Source organism: Streptomyces sp. NPDC079020 (assembly GCF_044542225.1).
Lineage (GTDB): Bacteria > Actinomycetota > Actinomycetes > Streptomycetales > Streptomycetaceae > Streptomyces.
In genome coordinates, this window is sequence record NZ_JBITUB010000010.1 from 244,086 (window position 1) to 262,498 (window position 18,413).

At 71.0% G+C, this 18,413-nt stretch carries 17 protein-coding genes; 15 read left to right on the forward strand and 2 right to left on the reverse strand.

Features of this window, described 5'->3' with window-relative positions:
• Nucleotides 1-158: 158 nt before the first annotated feature.
• Together ACIGJO_RS22480 and ACIGJO_RS22485 are read right to left on the reverse strand one after the other, a co-directional pair.
• Complete coding sequence (locus tag ACIGJO_RS22480) at nucleotides 159-1,829, reverse strand: hypothetical protein (RefSeq protein WP_399960832.1); 1,671 nt, start codon at nucleotides 1,827-1,829, stop codon at nucleotides 159-161.
• 303 nt (nucleotides 1,830-2,132) lie between these two features.
• The gene (locus tag ACIGJO_RS22485) at nucleotides 2,133-4,349 is read right to left on the reverse strand and encodes an elongation factor G-like protein EF-G2 (RefSeq protein WP_399960679.1); all 2,217 of its coding nucleotides are present in this window, start codon (nucleotides 4,347-4,349) and stop codon (nucleotides 2,133-2,135) included.
• A gap of 439 nt (nucleotides 4,350-4,788) precedes the next feature.
• Here ACIGJO_RS22485 and pgsA point away from each other — a divergent pair, with 439 nt between their 5' ends.
• The 15 genes from pgsA to ACIGJO_RS22560 all read left to right on the forward strand — a co-directional run bounded on the left by pgsA (nucleotide 4,789) and on the right by ACIGJO_RS22560 (nucleotide 18,273).
• Nucleotides 4,789-5,469 (forward strand): phosphatidylinositol phosphate synthase, encoded by a 681-nt coding sequence (pgsA, locus tag ACIGJO_RS22490; protein ID WP_399960681.1) that lies wholly within the window; start codon nucleotides 4,789-4,791, stop codon nucleotides 5,467-5,469.
• An 8-nt stretch (nucleotides 5,470-5,477) separates the two neighbouring features.
• Nucleotides 5,478-6,389 carry a phosphatidylinositol mannoside acyltransferase gene (locus tag ACIGJO_RS22495; RefSeq protein ID WP_399960834.1) on the forward strand — a complete coding sequence of 304 codons (912 nt, stop codon included), beginning with the start codon at nucleotides 5,478-5,480 and terminating at the stop codon, nucleotides 6,387-6,389.
• Nucleotides 6,386-7,546, forward strand: a complete 1,161-nt coding sequence (locus tag ACIGJO_RS22500) for a glycosyltransferase family 4 protein (RefSeq protein WP_399960683.1) — start codon at nucleotides 6,386-6,388, stop codon at nucleotides 7,544-7,546. Before ACIGJO_RS22495 ends, ACIGJO_RS22500 begins: the two co-directional genes overlap by 4 nt.
• A 123-nt stretch (nucleotides 7,547-7,669) precedes the next feature.
• On the forward strand, nucleotides 7,670-8,524 hold the full coding sequence (locus ACIGJO_RS22505; protein ID WP_399960685.1) for a peptidoglycan DD-metalloendopeptidase family protein: 855 nt from the start codon (nucleotides 7,670-7,672) through the stop codon (nucleotides 8,522-8,524).
• A 48-nt stretch (nucleotides 8,525-8,572) separates the two neighbouring features.
• A complete protein-coding gene (locus ACIGJO_RS22510) occupies nucleotides 8,573-9,118 on the forward strand; it encodes a hypothetical protein (RefSeq protein WP_266929234.1) in 546 nt (181 codons plus the stop codon).
• A gap of 182 nt (nucleotides 9,119-9,300) precedes the next feature.
• A complete protein-coding gene (pdxS, locus tag ACIGJO_RS22515; RefSeq protein ID WP_399960687.1) occupies nucleotides 9,301-10,221 on the forward strand; it encodes a pyridoxal 5'-phosphate synthase lyase subunit PdxS in 921 nt (306 codons plus the stop codon).
• 6 nt (nucleotides 10,222-10,227) lie between these two features.
• The gene (pdxT, locus tag ACIGJO_RS22520) at nucleotides 10,228-10,821 is read left to right on the forward strand and encodes a pyridoxal 5'-phosphate synthase glutaminase subunit PdxT (RefSeq protein ID WP_399960690.1); all 594 of its coding nucleotides are present in this window, start codon (nucleotides 10,228-10,230) and stop codon (nucleotides 10,819-10,821) included.
• 61 nt (nucleotides 10,822-10,882) lie between these two features.
• On the forward strand, nucleotides 10,883-11,635 hold the full coding sequence (locus ACIGJO_RS22525) for a YebC/PmpR family DNA-binding transcriptional regulator (protein WP_266929230.1): 753 nt from the start codon (nucleotides 10,883-10,885) through the stop codon (nucleotides 11,633-11,635).
• A gap of 127 nt (nucleotides 11,636-11,762) precedes the next feature.
• On the forward strand, nucleotides 11,763-12,296 hold the full coding sequence (ruvC, locus tag ACIGJO_RS22530) for a crossover junction endodeoxyribonuclease RuvC (protein ID WP_399960693.1): 534 nt from the start codon (nucleotides 11,763-11,765) through the stop codon (nucleotides 12,294-12,296).
• The gene (gene ruvA / locus ACIGJO_RS22535; protein ID WP_399960695.1) at nucleotides 12,293-12,919 is read left to right on the forward strand and encodes a Holliday junction branch migration protein RuvA; all 627 of its coding nucleotides are present in this window, start codon (nucleotides 12,293-12,295) and stop codon (nucleotides 12,917-12,919) included. Before ruvC ends, ruvA begins: the two co-directional genes overlap by 4 nt.
• A gap of 34 nt (nucleotides 12,920-12,953) precedes the next feature.
• Nucleotides 12,954-14,039, forward strand: coding sequence for a Holliday junction branch migration DNA helicase RuvB (gene ruvB, locus ACIGJO_RS22540; RefSeq protein ID WP_399960698.1), 1,086 nt, complete (start codon nucleotides 12,954-12,956; stop codon nucleotides 14,037-14,039).
• A gap of 166 nt (nucleotides 14,040-14,205) precedes the next feature.
• Nucleotides 14,206-14,682 (forward strand): preprotein translocase subunit YajC, encoded by a 477-nt coding sequence (gene yajC / locus ACIGJO_RS22545; RefSeq protein ID WP_399960700.1) that lies wholly within the window; start codon nucleotides 14,206-14,208, stop codon nucleotides 14,680-14,682.
• Nucleotides 14,683-14,826: 144 nt separating this feature from the next.
• Nucleotides 14,827-16,608: a protein translocase subunit SecD gene (gene secD / locus ACIGJO_RS22550; protein WP_399960702.1), complete on the forward strand. Its 1,782-nt coding sequence runs from the start codon at nucleotides 14,827-14,829 to the stop codon at nucleotides 16,606-16,608.
• 1 nt (nucleotide 16,609) lies between these two features.
• Nucleotides 16,610-17,722 carry a protein translocase subunit SecF gene (gene secF / locus ACIGJO_RS22555; protein WP_399960704.1) on the forward strand — a complete coding sequence of 371 codons (1,113 nt, stop codon included), beginning with the start codon at nucleotides 16,610-16,612 and terminating at the stop codon, nucleotides 17,720-17,722.
• Nucleotides 17,722-18,273, forward strand: a complete 552-nt coding sequence (locus ACIGJO_RS22560; protein ID WP_399960706.1) for an adenine phosphoribosyltransferase — start codon at nucleotides 17,722-17,724, stop codon at nucleotides 18,271-18,273. Before secF ends, ACIGJO_RS22560 begins: the two co-directional genes overlap by 1 nt.
• The last annotated feature ends 140 nt before the right edge of the window (nucleotides 18,274-18,413 follow it).

The following is an 18,413-nucleotide window of genomic DNA, read 5'->3' on the forward strand; positions in this document are numbered from 1 at the left end:
CCGGGTTGGTGGCGGCCCCCCGCGGGCCCGGGGGGGGCGGGCCGGGCGGGCGGCGCCGCGCGGCGCGCGGGCGGGGGGCCCCCCCGGGCTATCCCGCGGGGGCCCCCCCACGGTGTCTGTACGGACCCGCGTGTGCCGGGGGACCCGTGTGCGCGTTCCTACGCGTCGTAGACGTCCGCCTTCTTCGGCGACGGGTCCTGCACCATGCCGCTCAGCACCATCGAGCGGTTGTCGAAGCGCTCGGTGTCGACGCCGTGCTCCGCGAGGACCCGCATCGCCGCCGAGTGCACGACGCGCAGCACGGGGGTCGCGGCGCGCATCGCGTCGTCCGCCATGAAGCGGTGGTTCCACGGCTTGGCGGCCCAGGCGTGGCGCAGGCCGAAGGGTTCCGGGAGGACTATCTTGCCGCCGAGGTAGTCCAGGAGCGGCGGGTACCAGGTCAGCGGGGCGCGCAGCGCGAGCCGGACCACCTCGGTCGCGTCGACCAGCGGCAGCTGGATCTTGCGGGTCTCCCAGAACCTGACGGTCTTGTTGACCGTCCTGGACTTCTCCTCCGGCTTGGACAGGAAGAGTCCGTGGACCGGGCCCAGCGCGTGCCCGGTCACCTCGATGCGCAGGGTCTCGTGGAGCACGGTGACAGTGATCATCATCGTGATCACGAGCTGTCCGTCCCAGAGCGTGAACTGGACGCCGAGGTAGTGACGGTCACCGCTGCCGAACTGCTGGTGGTTGCAGATCCGCTGTATCTCGTGCGGCTTGACCTGGAAGGTGGCGACGTCCTCGCCGTCGGGGCGGGAGACCGACCCCGCGTTCTCGCCCACGGGCGAGACGATCCAGTGCTTGACGGACGGGGTGGGGAAGCCGCCGGTGTTCAGCGGTCCGCGCTCCAGCATCTTCAGCTGGTCGTGGATGATCCTGATCAGGTCCCAGCTGCGGAACTGGTGGATCTCCTTGGCCGGGTCCTTGGCGACCAGTTCCTCCGCGAGCTGCCAGCTGCCCCAGCGGGTGCCCATCCCGAGGACACCCTTGGGGCCGGCGTAGAAGACCGAATTGGACTGCTGCTCGGCGGAGAGCTTCTCCAGGCCCTGGCGCAGCGCCTCACGGGCCGTCTCGTTGGGGTTCTTCGGCACGGCCTCGGGGATCTTGGCCACGACGCCGCCCCCGGACAGAAGCCCCTCCCAGCGGGCCCGCATGTCCTTGGCGGACGCCTCCGCGATCCGCTTCGCGAGGAGCCAGCCGATCACCGGGGCGATGATCGTGCCGCGCAGGTAGAACGCCAGGATTCCGTCCAGGGGCAGCTTGATCAGGAGGATCAGGGCGCCGATGCCGAAGGCGAACAGAAGGCCGGTGCCCACCGACCGGAAGACCTTGTCCTTGGACTTGTTGAGGGCGTCGCGCCCCCGGAAGACCAGGACCCACGCCAGCAGTCCGGGCAGGAACAGGATGCCGAACACCCCGGTGATCAGGGTCAGCCGGGTGTCCCGGGCCTTGCGCAGCCTGCTCGCCGAGAGACAGTGCTCGACCACGGTCTGAGGGTCGGTGCCGAACGACTGGATGAGGGCGCCGCGGGCGCCGCCCAGCATCCTCTCCTGGACGGCGCGGGCGAACGCCTCGCCAAGATTCGGCTTGAAATAGTCGGACTTGAAAAGCTTGGAGGAGCCCGGCTTCACTTCGGACTTGTGCCACTCGCTGTTGGCTTCGAGGATCTTCTCCACCGGGCTGTCGCGGTACGCGGCGGAGGCCAGGGCGTTGGTCGCCACCGCCTGCCCGCCGGATCCCTGCAGCGGAATCTGCGCTCCGGGTGAAAAGTCGAATCCGTCGTTGGCCACTGTCGCCCCCACTCGCCGCATGGTCTGCTCCTGCGGGTGTGCCCAACTACCGTACGCGGCATACCTTCTGAGCTGCGACCACAGCGTAGCGTCCGGATAGCGACACCGCCCGGTCCCCGGTCGGGGGCCGGCAGTGATTGCGACACTCCGTCAGGCATGCGCCGCACACGGCGGCGCGTGCGCCCCGTGTGCGCCGCGCGCCGTCGTGCGAGTGCTGAGCCTTCCCCGCTCCCCGCTCGCCCGTCCACCGCTCCCGCTTGCGGTTCCCCGTTCCCTATTTCCCCGCTCGCCCGTCCGTACCGCTCACCCGCCGTCCTTCGTCTCCTCGCGGACACGGTCGGCGAGCTGATGCGGCATCGCTTCGTGCCGGGCGTACGAGCGGTCGAAGCGGCCGGTGCCGTGCGACAGGGACCGCAGGTCGACGGCGTACCGGCCGATCTCGATCTCCGGCACCTCGGCCCGTACGAGGGTGCGTCCGCCGCTGGCCTGCTCGGTGCCGACGACCCGGCCGCGGCGTCCCGAGAGGTCGCTCATCACGGGGCCCACGTAGTCGTCGGGAACCAGGACCCGGACCTCGGCCACCGGCTCCAGGAGCTGGATACGGGTTTCCGCGGCGGCCTCGCGCAGGGCCAGGGCCCCGGCGGTCTGGAAGGCGGCGTCGGAGGAGTCCACCGAGTGCGCCTTGCCGTTCAGCAGGGTGACGCGCAGATCGACCAGTGGGTGCCCGGCGACGAGTCCGCGGGAGGCCTGGGCCCGGACGCCCTTCTCGACGGAGGAGACGAACTGGCGGGGTACCGCCCCGCCGACCACCTTGTCGACGAACTCGATACCGGTGCCGGAGGGCAGCGGCTCGACCTCGATCTCGCAGACGGCGAACTGGCCGTGGCCGCCTGACTGCTTGACGTGCCGGCCGCGGCCGGACGCGGGACCGGCGAACGTCTCCCGCAGCGGGACCAGGTGCGGAACGGCGTCGACGTTGACGCCGTACCGGCTGCGCAGGCGTTCCAGCGCGACGTCCTGATGCGCCTCGCCCAGGCACCACAGGACGACCTGGTGGGTGTCGGGGTTCTGCTCCAGGCGCATCGTGGGATCCTCGGCGACCAGCCGGGCCAGGCCCTGGGAGAGCTTGTCCTCGTCGGCCTTGCTGTGCGCCCGGACGGCCAGCGGGAGCAGCGGATCGGGCATGCTCCAGGGCTCCATCAGGACCGGATCGTCCACGGGGGACAGGGTGTCGCCGGTCTCGGCGCCGCCCAGCCCGGTGACACAGGCGAGGTCACCGGCGACGCACCGCTCCAGGGTGCGTTGCTGCTTGCCGAACGGGGCGGAGAGCGCGCCGATCCGCACCTCCGCGTCGTGGCAGGGGCGTGGCTCAAGGCCGCCGCCGGTGAGTCCTCGGCCGCGGACATGCACGGTGTCGTAGGGGCGCAGCGTGCCCGAGAAGACGCGGACGAGCGAGATCCGGCCCACGTACGGGTCGGAGGACGTCTTGACGACCTCGGCCAGCAGGGGACCCTCCGGATCGCACACCGGGGCCGGGCGGGGTTCGCCCCCGGGGGTGGTCACGGTGGGCAGCACGCGTTCGGGCGGGGCGGGGAAGCCGCGGGTGATCAGTTCCAGGAGTTCGACGGTGCCGATGCCCTGGCGGGCGCCCTCCGGTGCGGGGGCGGCGGTGAGGACGGGGTGGAAGGTGCCGCGTGCGACGGCGCGTTCGAGGTCGTCGATGAGTGTCCGGGTGCTGATGTCGCCGCCGTCGAGATAGCGGTCCATCAGGGTCTCGTCCTCGCTCTCGGCGATGATCCCCTCGATCAGCCGGTCGCGGGCCTCCCGCAGCTGTTCGCGCCGGCCGTCGGCGGGCGCGCGCTCCTTCCGTTCGCCGCCGGAGTAGTCGAGGACCCGCTCGGTGAGCAGTCCGGTGAGTCCGGTGAGCGGGGCGTGCCCGTCCGGGCCCTCGGGGCCCTGGACGGGCAGATACAGCGGGAGCACGGCGTCGGGGTCGCCGCCGCCGAAGATCTCCGCGCAGATCCGGGTCATGTCGTCGAAGGAGGTGCGCGCGGTGTCGAGGTGGGTGACGACAATCGCCCGGGGCATCCCGACCAGCGCGCACTCCTCCCACACGGCGCGGGTGGTACCGGCCACGGCGTCCGCCTCCTGGGCGGCCGAGACGATGAAGAGGGCCGCGTCCGCCGCGCGCAGACCGGCCCTGAGTTCCCCGACGAAGTCCGCGTAGCCGGGGGTGTCCAGCAGATTGATCCTGTGGCCGCCCCATTCGACGGGGACCAGGGAGAGCTGTACGGACCGGTGCCTGCGGTGCTCCATCTCGTCGTAGTCGGAGACCGTCGCGCCGTCCTCGACCCGGCCGGCCCGGTTGACGGCTCCCGCCGCCAGGGCCAGGGCCTCGACCAGGGTGGTCTTTCCCGATCCACTGTGGCCGACCAGCACCACGTTGCGCAGGGAGGAGGGGTGGTCGGCCGCCGGTGCCCTTCCGGCGGCTCCGGGGTGTGCGTGCGATGTGGCGCCCATGAGGTGTGCCTCCCGGCTGAGTGCGCGGTGCGGGAGAGAGATCCGCCCGCGAGGTGGGGGAGATCGGTCACGGGCACGGGGGAGCCGCCGCGGCGGCTCCGGCGACGCCCGCGGTGTCTGCGGCCCGCCCCGCGACGGAGAGCGGGCTCCCCGCCGTGGGGTGGGCCGTATTCCGAGCTTTCCACTCCGGCCGTGCCGCGTCCATACGTCGCGCCCCGGCGCGGGCCGCACGCGAGGCGCCGGCGCGGCCGCAGACCGTGCGCCGTCGCGCCGGGAGGCCGTGCGTGAGTGCGCCGGTGCCCCGGGCGCGAGCCACGGTGAGGGCGAAGACACCGCCGGGGGGACGGGTGCCCGTCCGGTGGAGCGCACGGGTCGTGACTACGATGGGCCAGCCGGTGGCCGAAAGGGCCGCTCGGCCAACCGAACCCTCGGGAAGGCCATGCTGAACAAGTACGCGCGTGCATTTTTTACGCGTGTCCTCACACCGTTCGCCGCTCTGCTGCTCCGTCTCGGGGTCAGCCCCGACGCGGTCACTCTCATCGGCACGGCCGGAGTGATGGCAGGCGCGCTGGTCTTCTTCCCGATGGGGGAGTTCTTCTGGGGCACGATCGTCATCACGGTCTTCGTGTTCTCCGACCTCGTCGACGGCAATATGGCGCGGCAGGCCGGGATCTCCAGCCGGTGGGGCGCGTTCCTCGACTCGACGCTCGACCGGGTCGCCGACGGGGCGATCTTCGGCGGGTTCGCCCTGTGGTACGCGGGCGGCGGCGACGACAACGTGCTGTGCGCCGTCTCGATCTTCTGCCTGGCCAGCGGCCAGGTGGTCTCGTACACGAAGGCGCGAGGCGAGTCGATCGGTCTGCCGGTCGCGGTGAACGGTCTGGTGGAGCGCGCCGAGCGGCTGGTGATCTCGCTGGTCGCCGCGGGCCTGGCCGGTCTGCACACGTTCGGTGTGCCGGGGATCGACATCCTGCTGCCGATCGCGCTGTGGATCGTCGCCGCGGGCAGCCTCGTGACGCTGATCCAGCGCGTGGTGACCGTACGCCGTGAGTCCGCCGAGGCGGACGCCGCCGCGGCCGCCGGTGGTACGGCGGAGCAGGGGAGCGAGGCCGCGCAGTGAGCGGCACCGTGTCCCGGCTGAGGGGACGGCTGACCGACGGGCTGTACGGGCTCGGCTGGGGCGCGGTGAAGAAACTGCCCGAGCCCGCTGCCCAGGCCCTCTTCCGTACGATCGCCGACCGGGTGTGGAAGCGGCGGGGCAAGAGCGTCCTGCGGCTGGAGTCGAACCTGGCGCGCGTGGTGCCGGACGCGAGTCCGGCCCGGCTCGCCGCCCTGTCCAAGGCCGGGATGCGCTCGTACATGCGCTACTGGATGGAGTCGTTCCGGCTGCCGACCTGGAGTCCGCAGCGGATCAAGGACAGCATCGACGTCACGGACGCCCACCGGCTGACCGAGGGCCTGGACGCGGGGCGCGGCGTGATTCTGGCGCTGCCGCACCTGGGTAACTGGGACCTCGCGGGTGCCTGGGTCACCACCGATCTGAAGGTGCCGTTCACGACGGTCGCCGAGCGGCTCAAGCCGGAAACGCTGTACGACCGCTTCGTGGCCTACCGCGAGGGCCTGGGCATGGAGGTCCTGCCGCACAACGGCGGGGCGGCCTTCGGCACCCTGGCCCGGCGGCTGCGCGCGGGCGGTCTGGTCTGCCTGGTCGCCGACCGTGACCTGTCGGCCTCCGGGGTCGAGGTGACCTTCTTCGGCGCGGCGGCCCGGATGCCCGCGGGACCGGCGCTGCTGGCCCAGCAGACCGGCGCGCTGCTGCTGCCGGTCACGCTCTCGTACGACGGGACGCCCGTGATGAAGGCCACGATCCACCCGCCGGTCGAGGTGCCGGACGCCGGCAGCCGCGGCGAGAGGACATCCCGGATGACACAGGCGCTGGCCGACGCCTTCGCCATCGGCATCGCCGAGCACCCGCAGGACTGGCACATGCTGCAGCGGCTCTGGCTCGACGACCTGGACCCCCGGGGGGAACAGCCGTGAAGATCGGCATCGTCTGTCCGTACTCCTGGGACGTACCCGGTGGGGTGCAGTTCCACATCCGGGACCTGGCCGAGCATCTGATCCGCCTCGGCCACCAGGTCTCCGTGCTGGCGCCCGCGGACGACGAGACCCCGCTGCCGCCGTACGTGGTGTCGGCGGGGCGGGCCGTTCCCGTGCCGTACAACGGCTCGGTCGCCCGGCTGAACTTCGGCTTCCTGTCGGCGGCACGGGTGCGCCGCTGGCTGCACGACGGCACCTTCGACGTGATCCACATCCATGAGCCGACCTCGCCGTCGCTGGGCCTGCTGGCCTGCTGGGCCGCGCAGGGGCCCATCGTCGCCACGTTCCACACGTCCAACCCGCGCTCCCGGGCGATGATCGCCGCGTATCCGATCCTCCAGCCCGCGCTGGAGAAGATCAGCGCGCGGATCGCGGTGAGCGAGTACGCGCGGCGGACCCTGGTGGAGCACCTCGGCGGCGACGCCGTCGTCATCCCCAACGGTGTCGATGTCGGATTCTTCGCGAAGGCCGGACCCAGGGCCGAGTGGCAGGGCGGGACGATCGGCTTCATCGGCCGGATCGACGAGCCCCGCAAGGGCCTGCCGGTCCTGATGAAGGCGCTGCCCGCGATCCTGGCCGCACGTCCGGGGACCAGGCTGCTGGTCGCGGGGCGCGGCGACGAGGAGGAGGCGGTGGCCTCGCTGCCCGCGGAGATGCGCGCGCGTGTCGAGTTCCTCGGCATGGTGAGCGACGAGGACAAGGCGCGGCTGCTGCGCAGCGTCGATGTGTACGTCGCGCCGAACACCGGCGGCGAGAGCTTCGGGATCATCCTGGTGGAGGCCCTGTCGGCGGGCGCACCTGTCCTGGCGAGCGATCTGGACGCCTTCGCCCAGGTGCTGGACCAGGGCGCGGCGGGCGAGCTGTTCGCCAACGAGGACGCCGACGCGCTGGCCGGTGCGGCGATCCGGCTGCTGGGCGACCCCGAGCGGCGTGCGGAGCTTGGTGAGCGGGGCAGCGAGCATGTGCGGCGCTTCGACTGGGCGACGGTGGGGGCGGACATCCTCGCGGTGTACGAGACGGTGACGGACGGTGCGGCGTCGGTGGCGGCCGACGAGCGGACGGGCCTGCGGGCGCGGTTCGGGTCGGCCCGGGACTGACGGCCGGGCGCGGAACCCGGCCGGGGCGGCACGCCTCCCGGCCGGGCCCGGGAGGCATGGACTCCTTGGGCGTGGGCATGACAAGTCTCACATCCGAGAAGTCCCTCCCGAAGGAGAACCCCCATGACCGGGCCACTGGGCGGCCATGACCGCCGCCCCACCAGGAGGACGCTGCTGCGCGGGACGGCGGCGGCCATCGGCATCACGGCGGGCGCGGGCCTGTTCGGCACCCGTGCCGCGTACGCCGTCTCCTTCCACAATCCGTTCGGCGGCTACCCGGTCACCGGCACCTGGCAGGACCACCTCAACGACGGTTCGCTGGGCGGCATCGACTTCGGCATGGGCGTCGGCACGCCACTGCCCGCCTCGGGCGGCGGCACCGTCCGCAACATCCCGGACAACGGCACCGGCGGCCACACCGTCACCATCCACCACGACAACGGGTACCGCACGCAGTACATGCACCTGTCGCGGTTCCTGCTGGCCGACGGCGCCACCGTGGGGACCGGGGGCATCGTCGGACTCTCCGGCGGGCAGCCCGGCGCACCCGGCTCGGGCTCGTCCACCGGACCCCACCTGCACTGGCACATGATCGATCCCCACGGGGTCCGGATCGACCCGCTGCTCTTCCTCGGCGGCGGCTCCGGCGGCGGCCTGCCCAAGACGAGCACCGAACAGGACGGCGAACCCGGCACCGTCTTCTGGCAGCGGGCCCAGCGCTGGCTCTCCATCGAGTCCGGTTACACCGGTCCCGTCGACGGCGACCCCGGCGCGAACACGTACGCGGCCCTCCAGCGCAACCTCCGTGACCACTACGGCTACGCGGGCCCCATCGACGGCGAACCCGGCCCCCGCACCTGGGCCGCCCTCCAGCGCCTCGCCGCCGCACACGGCTACACCGGGCCCGTCGACGGCGAGATGGGCCCCGACTCCTGGCGCGGAGTGGCCCGTTTCCTCAACCAGGACCGCTGGGACTGACGGGCCGGAGGGCAGGGCGGGGCCCGCCCGGCGGTAGCCTTTGCGCCCGTGACCGAAACCCTCATCTGGATCGCCGTCGCGCTCTTCGCGATCGGCCTGTACCTCAGCTGGACGGCCGGCAGGCTCGACCGGCTGCACACGCGCATCGACGCGGCGCGGGCCGCGCTCGACGCCCAACTGCTGCGCCGCGCCTCGGTCACCCAGGAACTGGCCACCTCGGGCGTCCTCGACCCCGCCGCGTCGATCGTCCTCTACGAGGCCGCACACGCCGCCCGGCAGGCCGAGGAGGACCAGCGGGAGGTCGCCGAGAGCGAGCTGAGCACGGCGCTGCGGGCCGTCTTCGGCGAACCGGCCCAGGTCGAGACGGTGAAGGAGATCCCCGGCGGCGAGGAGGCCGCCACCGAACTGGCCGCCGCCGTGCGCCGGGTGCCGATGGCAAGGCGCTTCCACAACGACGCCGTGCGGGCGGCCCGCGCCCTGCGCAGGCACCGTACGGTACGGCTCTTCCGGCTGGCCGGGCACGCGCCGTTCCCGCTCGCCTTCGAGATGGACGACGCGCCGCCGGTGGCCCTCGCGGACCGCCCGGGGACCTGAACGGCGACGCCACCGGCACCGCGCCGTCAGGACCGCCGTCAAGGCCGGGCCCCGCGCGGAAGGGTGACTGTACGCGGCGGGAAAACGGGCCACGGGCTGTTCATTGGCCCTTGCTGTGGACTGGTCCCGGAGCGTTTGCTCGGTGCTGTAGAAACCAGCGTCTTTTCACCGAGTGAGGTTCCGTGTCCACGCTTCCCAGTACCCCGCAGTCCGCCGAGTCCCCCGCCACCGGCACCGCCCGCGTCAAGCGCGGCATGGCCGAGCAGCTCAAGGGCGGCGTGATCATGGACGTCGTCGACGCCGAGCAGGCGAAGATCGCCGAGGACGCGGGCGCCGTGGCCGTCATGGCCCTGGAGCGGGTGCCCGCCGACATCCGCAAGGACGGCGGAGTGGCCCGGATGTCCGACCCCAACATGATCGAGGAGATCATCGCGGCCGTCTCCATCCCCGTCATGGCCAAGTCCCGCATCGGCCACTTCGTCGAGGCCCAGGTCCTCCAGTCCCTGGGTGTCGACTACATCGACGAGTCCGAGGTCCTCACCCCGGCCGACGAGGTCAACCACAGCGACAAGTTCGCCTTCACCACCCCCTTCGTCTGCGGCGCCACCAACCTCGGCGAGGCTCTGCGCCGGATCGCCGAGGGCGCGGCGATGATCCGCTCCAAGGGCGAGGCCGGCACCGGCAACGTCGTCGAGGCCGTCCGCCACCTGCGCCAGATCAAGAACGAGATCGCCCGGCTGCGCGGCTACGACAACAACGAGCTGTACGCCGCCGCGAAGGAGCTGCGCGCCCCGTACGAGCTGGTCAAGGAGGTCGCCGAGCTCGGCAAGCTGCCCGTCGTCCTGTTCTCCGCCGGTGGCGTGGCCACCCCCGCCGACGCCGCTCTGATGCGTCAGCTCGGTGCCGAGGGCGTCTTCGTCGGCTCCGGCATCTTCAAGTCCGGCGACCCCGCCAAGCGCGCGGCCGCCATCGTCAAGGCCACCACCTTCTACGACGACCCGAAGGTCATCGCGGACGCCTCCCGCAACCTGGGCGAGGCCATGGTCGGCATCAACTGCGACACGCTGCCCGAGGCCGAGCGCTACGCGAACCGTGGCTGGTAACCACCGATGAGCGACACCCCTGTGATCGGAGTCCTGGCTCTCCAGGGCGACGTACGGGAGCACCTGATCGCCCTGGCCTCGGCCGATGCCCTGGCCAGGCCGGTCCGGCGCCCCGAAGAGCTCGCCGAGGTCGACGGCCTCGTCATACCCGGCGGCGAATCCACCACCATGTCCAAGCTCGCCGTCCTGTTCGGCATGCTGGAACCCCTGCGTGAGCGGGTACGGGCCGGGATGCCGGTCTACGGCACCTGCGCCGGAATGATCCTGCTCGCCGACAAGATCCTCGACCCCCGGTCGGGCCAGGAGACCGTCGGCGGCATCGACATGATCGTGCGCCGCAACGCCTTCGGGCGGCAGAACGAGTCCTTCGAGGCCGCCGTCGAGGTCGACGGAATAGCGGGCGGCCCGGTCGAGGGTGTTTTCATCCGGGCACCCTGGGTCGAATCCATCGGGCCCGCGGCCGATGTCCTCGCCGTGCACGGTGGCCATATTGTCGCCGTACGGCAGGGAAACGCCCTTGCCACGTCGTTCCACCCGGAACTGACCGGAGATCACCGCGTTCACGCGCTCTTCGTCGACATGGTGCGCGCAGTCGGCTGACCGGATCCCGGTAGGATCTCTCGGGTTCGGATCGATTTTGGTGACGCGAAGGAGAAGGCAGATGTCCGGCCACTCTAAATGGGCTACGACGAAGCACAAGAAGGCCGTGATTGACGCCAAGCGCGGCAAGCTCTTCGCGAAGCTGATCAAGAACATCGAGGTCGCGGCGCGTTCCGGCGGCGTGGATCCCGAGGGCAACCCGACGCTCGTCGACGCCATCCAGAAGGCGAAGAAGAGCTCCGTCCCGAACAAGAACATCGACTCCGCGGTCAAGCGCGGAGGCGGTCTCGAAGCGGGCGGCGCCGACTACGAGACGATCATGTACGAAGGCTACGGCCCCAACGGTGTCGCGGTGCTCATCGAGTGCCTCACCGACAACCGCAACCGTGCCGCCTCCGACGTACGTGTCGCGATGACCCGCAACGGCGGCTCGATGGCCGACCCGGGCTCCGTCTCGTACCTCTTCAACCGCAAGGGCGTCGTCATCGTCCCCAAGGGCGAGCTGTCCGAGGACGACGTCCTCGGAGCGGTGCTCGACGCGGGCGCCGAGGAGGTCAACGACCTCGGTGAGACCTTCGAGGTCGTCAGCGAGGCCACCGACATGGTCGCGGTCCGTACCGCGCTCCAGGAGGCCGGCATCGACTACGACTCCGCCGAGGCCAACTTCCTGCCCACCATGCAGGTCGACCTCGACGAAGAGGGCGCGCGCAAGATCTTCAAGCTCATCGACGCGCTGGAGGACAGCGACGACGTGCAGAACGTCTTCGCGAACTTCGACGTGTCCGACGAGGTCATGGAGAAGGTCGACGCCTGAGGCGCGATCGGCGAACGGCTTCCGCGCACGGGCCGACGGGGACACACCCCGTCGGCCCGTCGCATTGTCGGTGCGAGCCGATAGCCTGCCAGAACAGTTGACCGAGTGGTGAGGACAGGGGGGCTCCATGCGGGTACTCGGCGTGGACCCGGGGCTGACCCGGTGCGGTGTCGGTGTCGTCGAAGGCGTCGCGGGCCGCCCGCTGACCATGATCGGCGTCGGCGTCGTCCGCACCGCCTCCGACGCCGAACTGGGGCACCGGCTGGTCGACATCGAGCGGGGCATCGAGCAGTGGCTCGACGAACACCGCCCCCAGTTCGTCGCCGTGGAGCGGGTGTTCTCCCAGCACAACGTCCGTACGGTGATGGGCACCGCCCAGGCCAGCGCGGTCGCCATGCTCTGCGCCTCCCGGCGCGGCATCCCCGTCGCCCTGCACACCCCCAGCGAGGTCAAGGCAGCCGTCACCGGTTCGGGCCGCGCGGACAAGGCACAGGTCGGCGCCATGGTGACCCGGCTGCTCCGGCTGGACGCGCCGCCCAAGCCCGCCGACGCCGCCGACGCCCTCGCGCTCGCCATCTGCCACATCTGGCGCGCACCCGCCCAGAACCGACTCCAGCAGGCAGTCGCCGCCCATCGCACGCTGAAAGGCCGTACCGCATGATCGCCTTCGTCTCCGGCCCGGTGGCCGCCGTCACCCCGACCACGGCCGTGATCGAGGTCGGCGGGATCGGCATGGCCGTCCAGTGCGCCCCGGGCACCCTCACGGATCTGCGCATCGGCAAGGAGGCCAGGCTCGCCACCTCCCTCGTCGTACGGGAGGACTCGCTCACGCTCTACGGCTTCGCCGACGACGACGAGCGCCGGGTCTTCGAGCTGCTCCAGACCGCCAGCGGCGTCGGCCCCCGGCTGGCCCAGGCCATGCTCGCCACCCACAGCCCGGACGCGCTGCGCCTGGCGGTCTCCACCGGCGACGAGAAGGCGCTCACCGCCGTCTCGGGCATCGGCAAGAAGGGGGCCCAGAAGCTCCTGCTGGAGCTGAAGGACCGGCTCGGCGAGCCCGTCGGCGCCCACATCGGCCAGCAGGGCATCGGCACCCCCGTCACCCCGGCCTGGCGCGACCAGCTGCAGGCCGCGCTGATCGGGCTCGGCTACGCGACCCGCGAGGCGGACGAGGCGGTCTCCGCCGTGGCCCCGCAGGCCGAGGCCGCCGTCGCCGAAGGCGTTCAGCCCCCCGTGCCGCAGCTGCTGCGCGCCGCCCTGCAGACTCTCAACCGCGCACGCTGACCGGCACCGAAACACCCGAGGCGGGACTGACCGAATGAACTGGGACGAGACCGGACCCGACACCGACGAGCGGCCGGTGCCGCAGTTCGACGACCGGCTGGTCGACGCCGGCGCGGACGGCGAGGACACCGCGGTCGAAGCGGCCCTGCGCCCGAAGGACCTGGAGGAGTTCGTCGGCCAGGAGAAGGTCCGCGAACAGCTCGACCTGGTCCTCAAGGCGGCCCGCGCCCGCGGCGCCACCGCCGACCACGTCCTGCTCTCCGGTGCCCCCGGGCTCGGCAAGACCACTCTGTCCATGATCATCGCGGCCGAGATGAACGCCCCGATCAGGATCACCTCGGGACCCGCCATCCAGCACGCGGGCGACCTCGCGGCGATCCTCTCCTCCCTCCAGGAGGGCGAGGTCCTCTTCCTCGACGAGATCCACCGGATGTCGCGGCCCGCCGAGGAGATGCTCTACATGGCGATGGAGGACTTCCGGGTCGACGTCATCGTCGGCAAGGGCCCCGGCGCCACCGCGATCCCGCTCGAACTTCCGCCGTTCACTCTCGTCGGCGCCACCACCCGGGCCGGTCTGCTGCCGCCCCCGCTGCGCGACCGCTTCGGCTTCACCGGGCACATGGAGTTCTACGCCCCCGCCGAACTGGAACGAGTGATCCACCGCTCGGCCCGGCTGCTGGATGTCGGTATCGACGCGGACGGCGCCGCCGAGATCGCCGGACGCTCCCGGGGCACCCCCCGTATCGCCAACCGGCTGCTGCGCCGTGTCCGGGACTACGCCCAGGTCAAGGCCGACGGCACGGTCGACCGGGAGATCGCCGCCGCGGCGCTCAAGGTGTACGAGGTTGACGCCCGCGGCCTCGACCGGCTGGACCGGGCGGTCCTCGGCGCCCTGCTGAAACTCTTCGGCGGCGGACCGGTCGGCCTGTCCACCCTCGCGGTCGCCGTGGGGGAGGAGCGCGAGACGGTCGAGGAGGTCGCCGAGCCCTTCCTCGTACGGGAAGGACTGCTGGCCAGGACGCCGCGCGGGCGGGTCGCCACCCCCGCGGCCTGGGCCCACCTCGGCCTCGTACCTCCGCAGCACGGCGGAAAGGGACAACAGGGTCTGTTCGGGGCGTGATGCGTCACAGGTTGACCCGTAGCGGAACCACGGTGCGATGCTGGGCGTTGTTCCATCGATGCGGACTCGCTTAGACTCCGCCGATGCCGCCCTTAAAGGTCGGTGTACCCACCCCCGTATATACAGGCCGCATTCCAGCGCGGTCGTGCGAAGGAATTTCCGTCCCGTGAATATCGTGACTCTCCTCCCCTTCATCGTGCTCATCGGGGCCATGTTCCTGATGACCCGGTCCGCCAAGAAGAAGCAGGCGGCGGCTGCGCAGATGCGCAACGACATGCAGCCCGGCACCGGCGTCCGGACGATCGGAGGCATGTACGCCACCGTCAAGGAGGTGCACGACGACACGGTTCTCCTTGAGGTCGCCCCCGGCGTCCACGCCGTCTACGCCAAGAACTCGATCGGTGCCGTCCTCGACGACGAGGAGTACAACCGCATCGTCCACGGCGACGACGACCTCAAGGTCGACGGCGCGGTCGTGCCCGACGACGCCTCCTCGCTCACCGGCGACGACGACGCGAAGATCGACCTGGTCAAGAAGGACGAGGACGAGGACGCCGAGCCGGCGGACACCGAGGACGTCGCGGCCAAGGACGCCAAGGACTCCAAGGGCGGCAAGGCCGACGGCGAGGCCGACGCGAAGTAGTTCACGATTCGGGGACGCCACGCCCATCGGTGCGCGGCGTCCCCCGGGCCGTGCGGTTTTCTGCGGGGGCGGGTCCCCACAACACTTCGTGGCCGCTCGGGCGTGTACCCGGCGCGGGGCGGTTGGACAGGGAGAAACGAGAAGGTGGCAGCACCGAAGAAGGGCCGCGGGCCGGCCGGTGGTCAGAGCAGGCCGGGGCGTGCCCTGGTTCTGATCCTGATCGCCATGGTCGCGCTCACCGGCGGGATGTTCCTGTCCGGTCACACCACGCCCCGGCTGGGTATCGACCTGGCGGGCGGGACCTCGATCACGCTTGAGGCGAAGAGCCAGCCCGGCAAACCCGACGCGATCAATCCGACCAATATGAACACCGCGGTCGGCATCATCGAGCGACGGGTCAACGGTCTGGGTGTCTCCGAGGCCGAGGTTCAGACCCAGGGCGAGAAGAACATCATCGTCAACATCCCCAAGGGGACGGACTCCGAGCAGGCCCGGGAGCAGGTCGGTACCACCGCCCAGCTCTACTTCCGGCCCGTTCTGACCGTCCAGGCCGGCGGCCCCGGGCAGCCGGAGCCCACGGGCAGCCCGAAGCCCACGGGCAGTGCCACGCCGAGCGCGGAGGAGTCCGCCAAGGCCGGGGACAAGGCCAAGGGTGACGAGGCCACCTCCTCCGGCTCGCCGTCGGCGAGCGCCACCACCCAGGGACGCGCGGTCACCGGAGCCCTGAAGAAGGACCCCACCCCGAGCGCCACCGACTCCTCGAAGCCGAAGTCCTCGAAGAAGTCGCCCGACGCGTCCGCGACGCCGTCCGTCGACCCCGCGGCGGCCAAGCTCCAGGAAGAGTTCGTCAAGCTCGACTGCAGCGACCCGAAGCAGCGCTCGGAAGCCGGCAAGGACGCCAAGCCCACCGACTCCATCGTCGCCTGCGGCTCGAACACCCCCGGTCAGTACGAGAAGTACGTGCTCGGCCCGGCCGAGGTCTCCGGCAGCGACGTCGACGACGCCCAGGGCGCCATCGACCAGACCACCGGCGAGTGGATCGTGTCGATGGAGTTCACCTCCGGCGGCGCCAAGAAGTTCCAGAAGATCACCTCGCGGCTCTCGCAGCAGCAGCCGCCGATGAACCAGTTCGCGATCGTCCTCGACGGAGAGGTCGTCTCCGCGCCCTCCGTGCGGACGGCGCTCAGCGCGAACGCCCAGATCTCCGGCAGCTTCGACCAGCAGTCCGCCGAGGACCTCGGCAACATCCTGTCGTACGGCGCGCTCCCCCTCACCTTCGACGAGGCGAGCGTCACCACGGTGACCGCCGCGCTCGGTGGCGAGCAGCTCCAGGCCGGTCTGATCGCCGGTGCCATCGGTCTGGCGCTCGTCGTCATCTACCTGGTGGCCTACTACCGCGGGCTCGCGTTCATCGCGCTCCTCAGCCTCCTGGTCTCCGGCATCCTGACGTACACGATCATGGCTCTGCTCGGCCCGGCCATCGGCTTCGCGCTGAACCTGCCGGCCGTCTGTGGTGCGATCGTCGCGATCGGTATCACGGCGGACTCGTTCATCGTGTACTTCGAACGTGTACGTGACGAGATCCGCGAGGGCCGGACGCTCCGCCCGGCCATCGAGCGGGCCTGGCCGCGCGCCCGGCGCACCATCCTGGTCTCCGACTTCGTGTCGTTCCTGGCCGCGGCGGTGCTCTTCCTCGTCACCGTCGGCAAGGTCCAGGGCTTCGCGTTCACGCTCGGCCTGACCACCCTGCTCGACGTCGTCGTGGTGTTCCTGTTCACCAAGCCCGTCATGACGCTGATGGGCCGGACGAAGTTCTTCTCCAGCGGCCACTCCTGGTCCGGGCTGGACCCGAAGCGGCTCGGCGCGAAGCCGCCGCTCCGCCGCTCGCGCCGTGCCAACGCTTCCACCGACCCGAAGGAGGCGTGAGATGTCGCGACTCGGCAATCTGGGCGCCCGGCTCTACCGCGGCGAGGTCGGTTACGACTTCATCGGCAACCGCAAGATCTGGTACGGCGTCTCGATACTGATCACCATCACGGCCATCCTCGGCCTGGCGGTCAGCGGCCTCAACATGGGCATCGAGTTCAAGGGCGGCGCGGTCTTCACGACCGACGTCAAGGCCAAGATCTCGTCCTCCCAGGCCCACGAGGCCGCGGTGGAGGCCTCCGGCCACGAGGCGATCGTCCAGGAGCTGGGCAACGGCGGTCTGCGCATCCAGATCACCGAGGTCGACACGGCCAGGGCCGACGCGATCAAGACGCAGCTCTCCCAGGACCTCGGGGTCCCGGCGGAGAAGATCAACGCGGACCTGGTCGGCCCCAGCTGGGGTGAGCAGATCGCCAACAAGGCCTGGATGGGCCTCGGGATCTTCATGGTCCTCGTGGTGGTCTACCTGGCCATCGCCTTCGAGTGGCGGATGGCCATCGCGGCCCTCGTCGCCCTGATCCACGACATCACCATCACGGTCGGTGTCTACGCGCTGGTCGGCTTCGAGGTCACCCCGGGCACCGTGATCGGTCTGCTGACCATCCTCGGTTACTCCCTCTACGACACGGTCGTCGTCTTCGACAGCCTCAAGGAGGGCCAGAAGGGGATCACCAAGCAGACCCGCTTCACCTACAGCGAGATCGCCAACCGGTCGATCAACAGCACGCTGGTCCGTTCCATCAACACCACCGTGGTGGCGCTGCTGCCGGTCGCCGGTCTGCTGTTCATCGGCGGCGGTGTCCTCGGTGCGGGCATGCTGAACGACATCTCGCTGTCGCTGTTCGTCGGTCTCGCCGCCGGTGCGTACTCCTCGATCTTCATCGCCACTCCGCTCGTCGCCGACCTCAAGGAACGCGATCCGCAGATGAAGGCGCTCAAGAAGCGGATCCTCGCCAAGCGCGCGGCGGCCGCCGCCAGGGGCGAGTCCGCCTACGACGACGAGCGCGACGACGAGCCGCAGGACTCCTTCCCCGAGGACGCCGAGACCGCCGGTGCCACCGTGGGCCGGCCCCGGCAGCCCAGGGGCCACGGCCGGACTCCGGGGAAGCGATGATGACCAGCACCACCGCATCGACCCGGGAACTGCTGCTCAGCCGCATCCGTGACGTGGCGGACTATCCGAAGCCCGGTGTGGTCTTCAAGGACATCACCCCGCTGCTCGCGGACCCGGTCGCCTTCACGGCGCTGACCGACGCCCTCGCGGAGCTGTGCGTCCGGCACGGCGCCACGAAGATCGTCGGGCTGGAGGCGCGCGGCTTCATCCTGGCCGCCCCCGTCGCGGTCCGGGCCGGGCTCGGCTTCGTACCCGTCCGCAAGGCCGGGAAGCTGCCCGGAGCCACGCTCCGGCAGTCCTACGAGCTGGAGTACGGCAGCGCGGAGATCGAGATCCACGCCGAGGACCTCACCGCGGACGACCGGATCATGGTCATCGACGATGTCCTCGCCACCGGCGGCACCGCCGAGGCCTCCCTGGAGCTGATCCGGCGGGCCGGCGCCCAGGTCGTGGGTGTCTCGGTCCTCATGGAGCTCGGTTTCCTCTCCGGCCGGACCCGCCTGGAGCCCGCGCTGCGGGGCGCGCCGATAGAGGCACTGATCACCGTCTGAACCCCGCGCAGCGGCGCTCGCACGCCCCACGCGCGAAGGGAACGGGCACCCGGGAACACCGGGTGCCCGTTCCGCGTTGACAGGGGCTCCCGCGGTCCCCGGGCGAGGTCCGGCCGGGGGGTCGATACCATGGGTTTCCG

Coding starts and splice junctions, on each gene's coding strand:
- ACIGJO_RS22505 (WP_399960685.1), top strand. CDS start 7,670: ATGACCGGGCCACTGGGCGGCCATGACCGCCGCCCCACCAGGAGGACG.
- ruvA (WP_399960695.1), top strand. CDS start 12,293: ATGATCGCCTTCGTCTCCGGCCCGGTGGCCGCCGTCACCCCGACCACG.
- ACIGJO_RS22560 (WP_399960706.1), top strand. CDS start 17,722: ATGACCAGCACCACCGCATCGACCCGGGAACTGCTGCTCAGCCGCATC.
- ACIGJO_RS22525 (WP_266929230.1), top strand. CDS start 10,883: ATGTCCGGCCACTCTAAATGGGCTACGACGAAGCACAAGAAGGCCGTG.
- pgsA (WP_399960681.1), top strand. CDS start 4,789: ATGCTGAACAAGTACGCGCGTGCATTTTTTACGCGTGTCCTCACACCG.
- pdxT (WP_399960690.1), top strand. CDS start 10,228: ATGAGCGACACCCCTGTGATCGGAGTCCTGGCTCTCCAGGGCGACGTA.
- ruvB (WP_399960698.1), top strand. CDS start 12,954: ATGAACTGGGACGAGACCGGACCCGACACCGACGAGCGGCCGGTGCCG.
- secF (WP_399960704.1), top strand. CDS start 16,610: ATGTCGCGACTCGGCAATCTGGGCGCCCGGCTCTACCGCGGCGAGGTC.
- ACIGJO_RS22485 (WP_399960679.1), bottom strand. CDS start 4,349: ATGGGCGCCACATCGCACGCACACCCCGGAGCCGCCGGAAGGGCACCG.
- ruvC (WP_399960693.1), top strand. CDS start 11,763: ATGCGGGTACTCGGCGTGGACCCGGGGCTGACCCGGTGCGGTGTCGGT.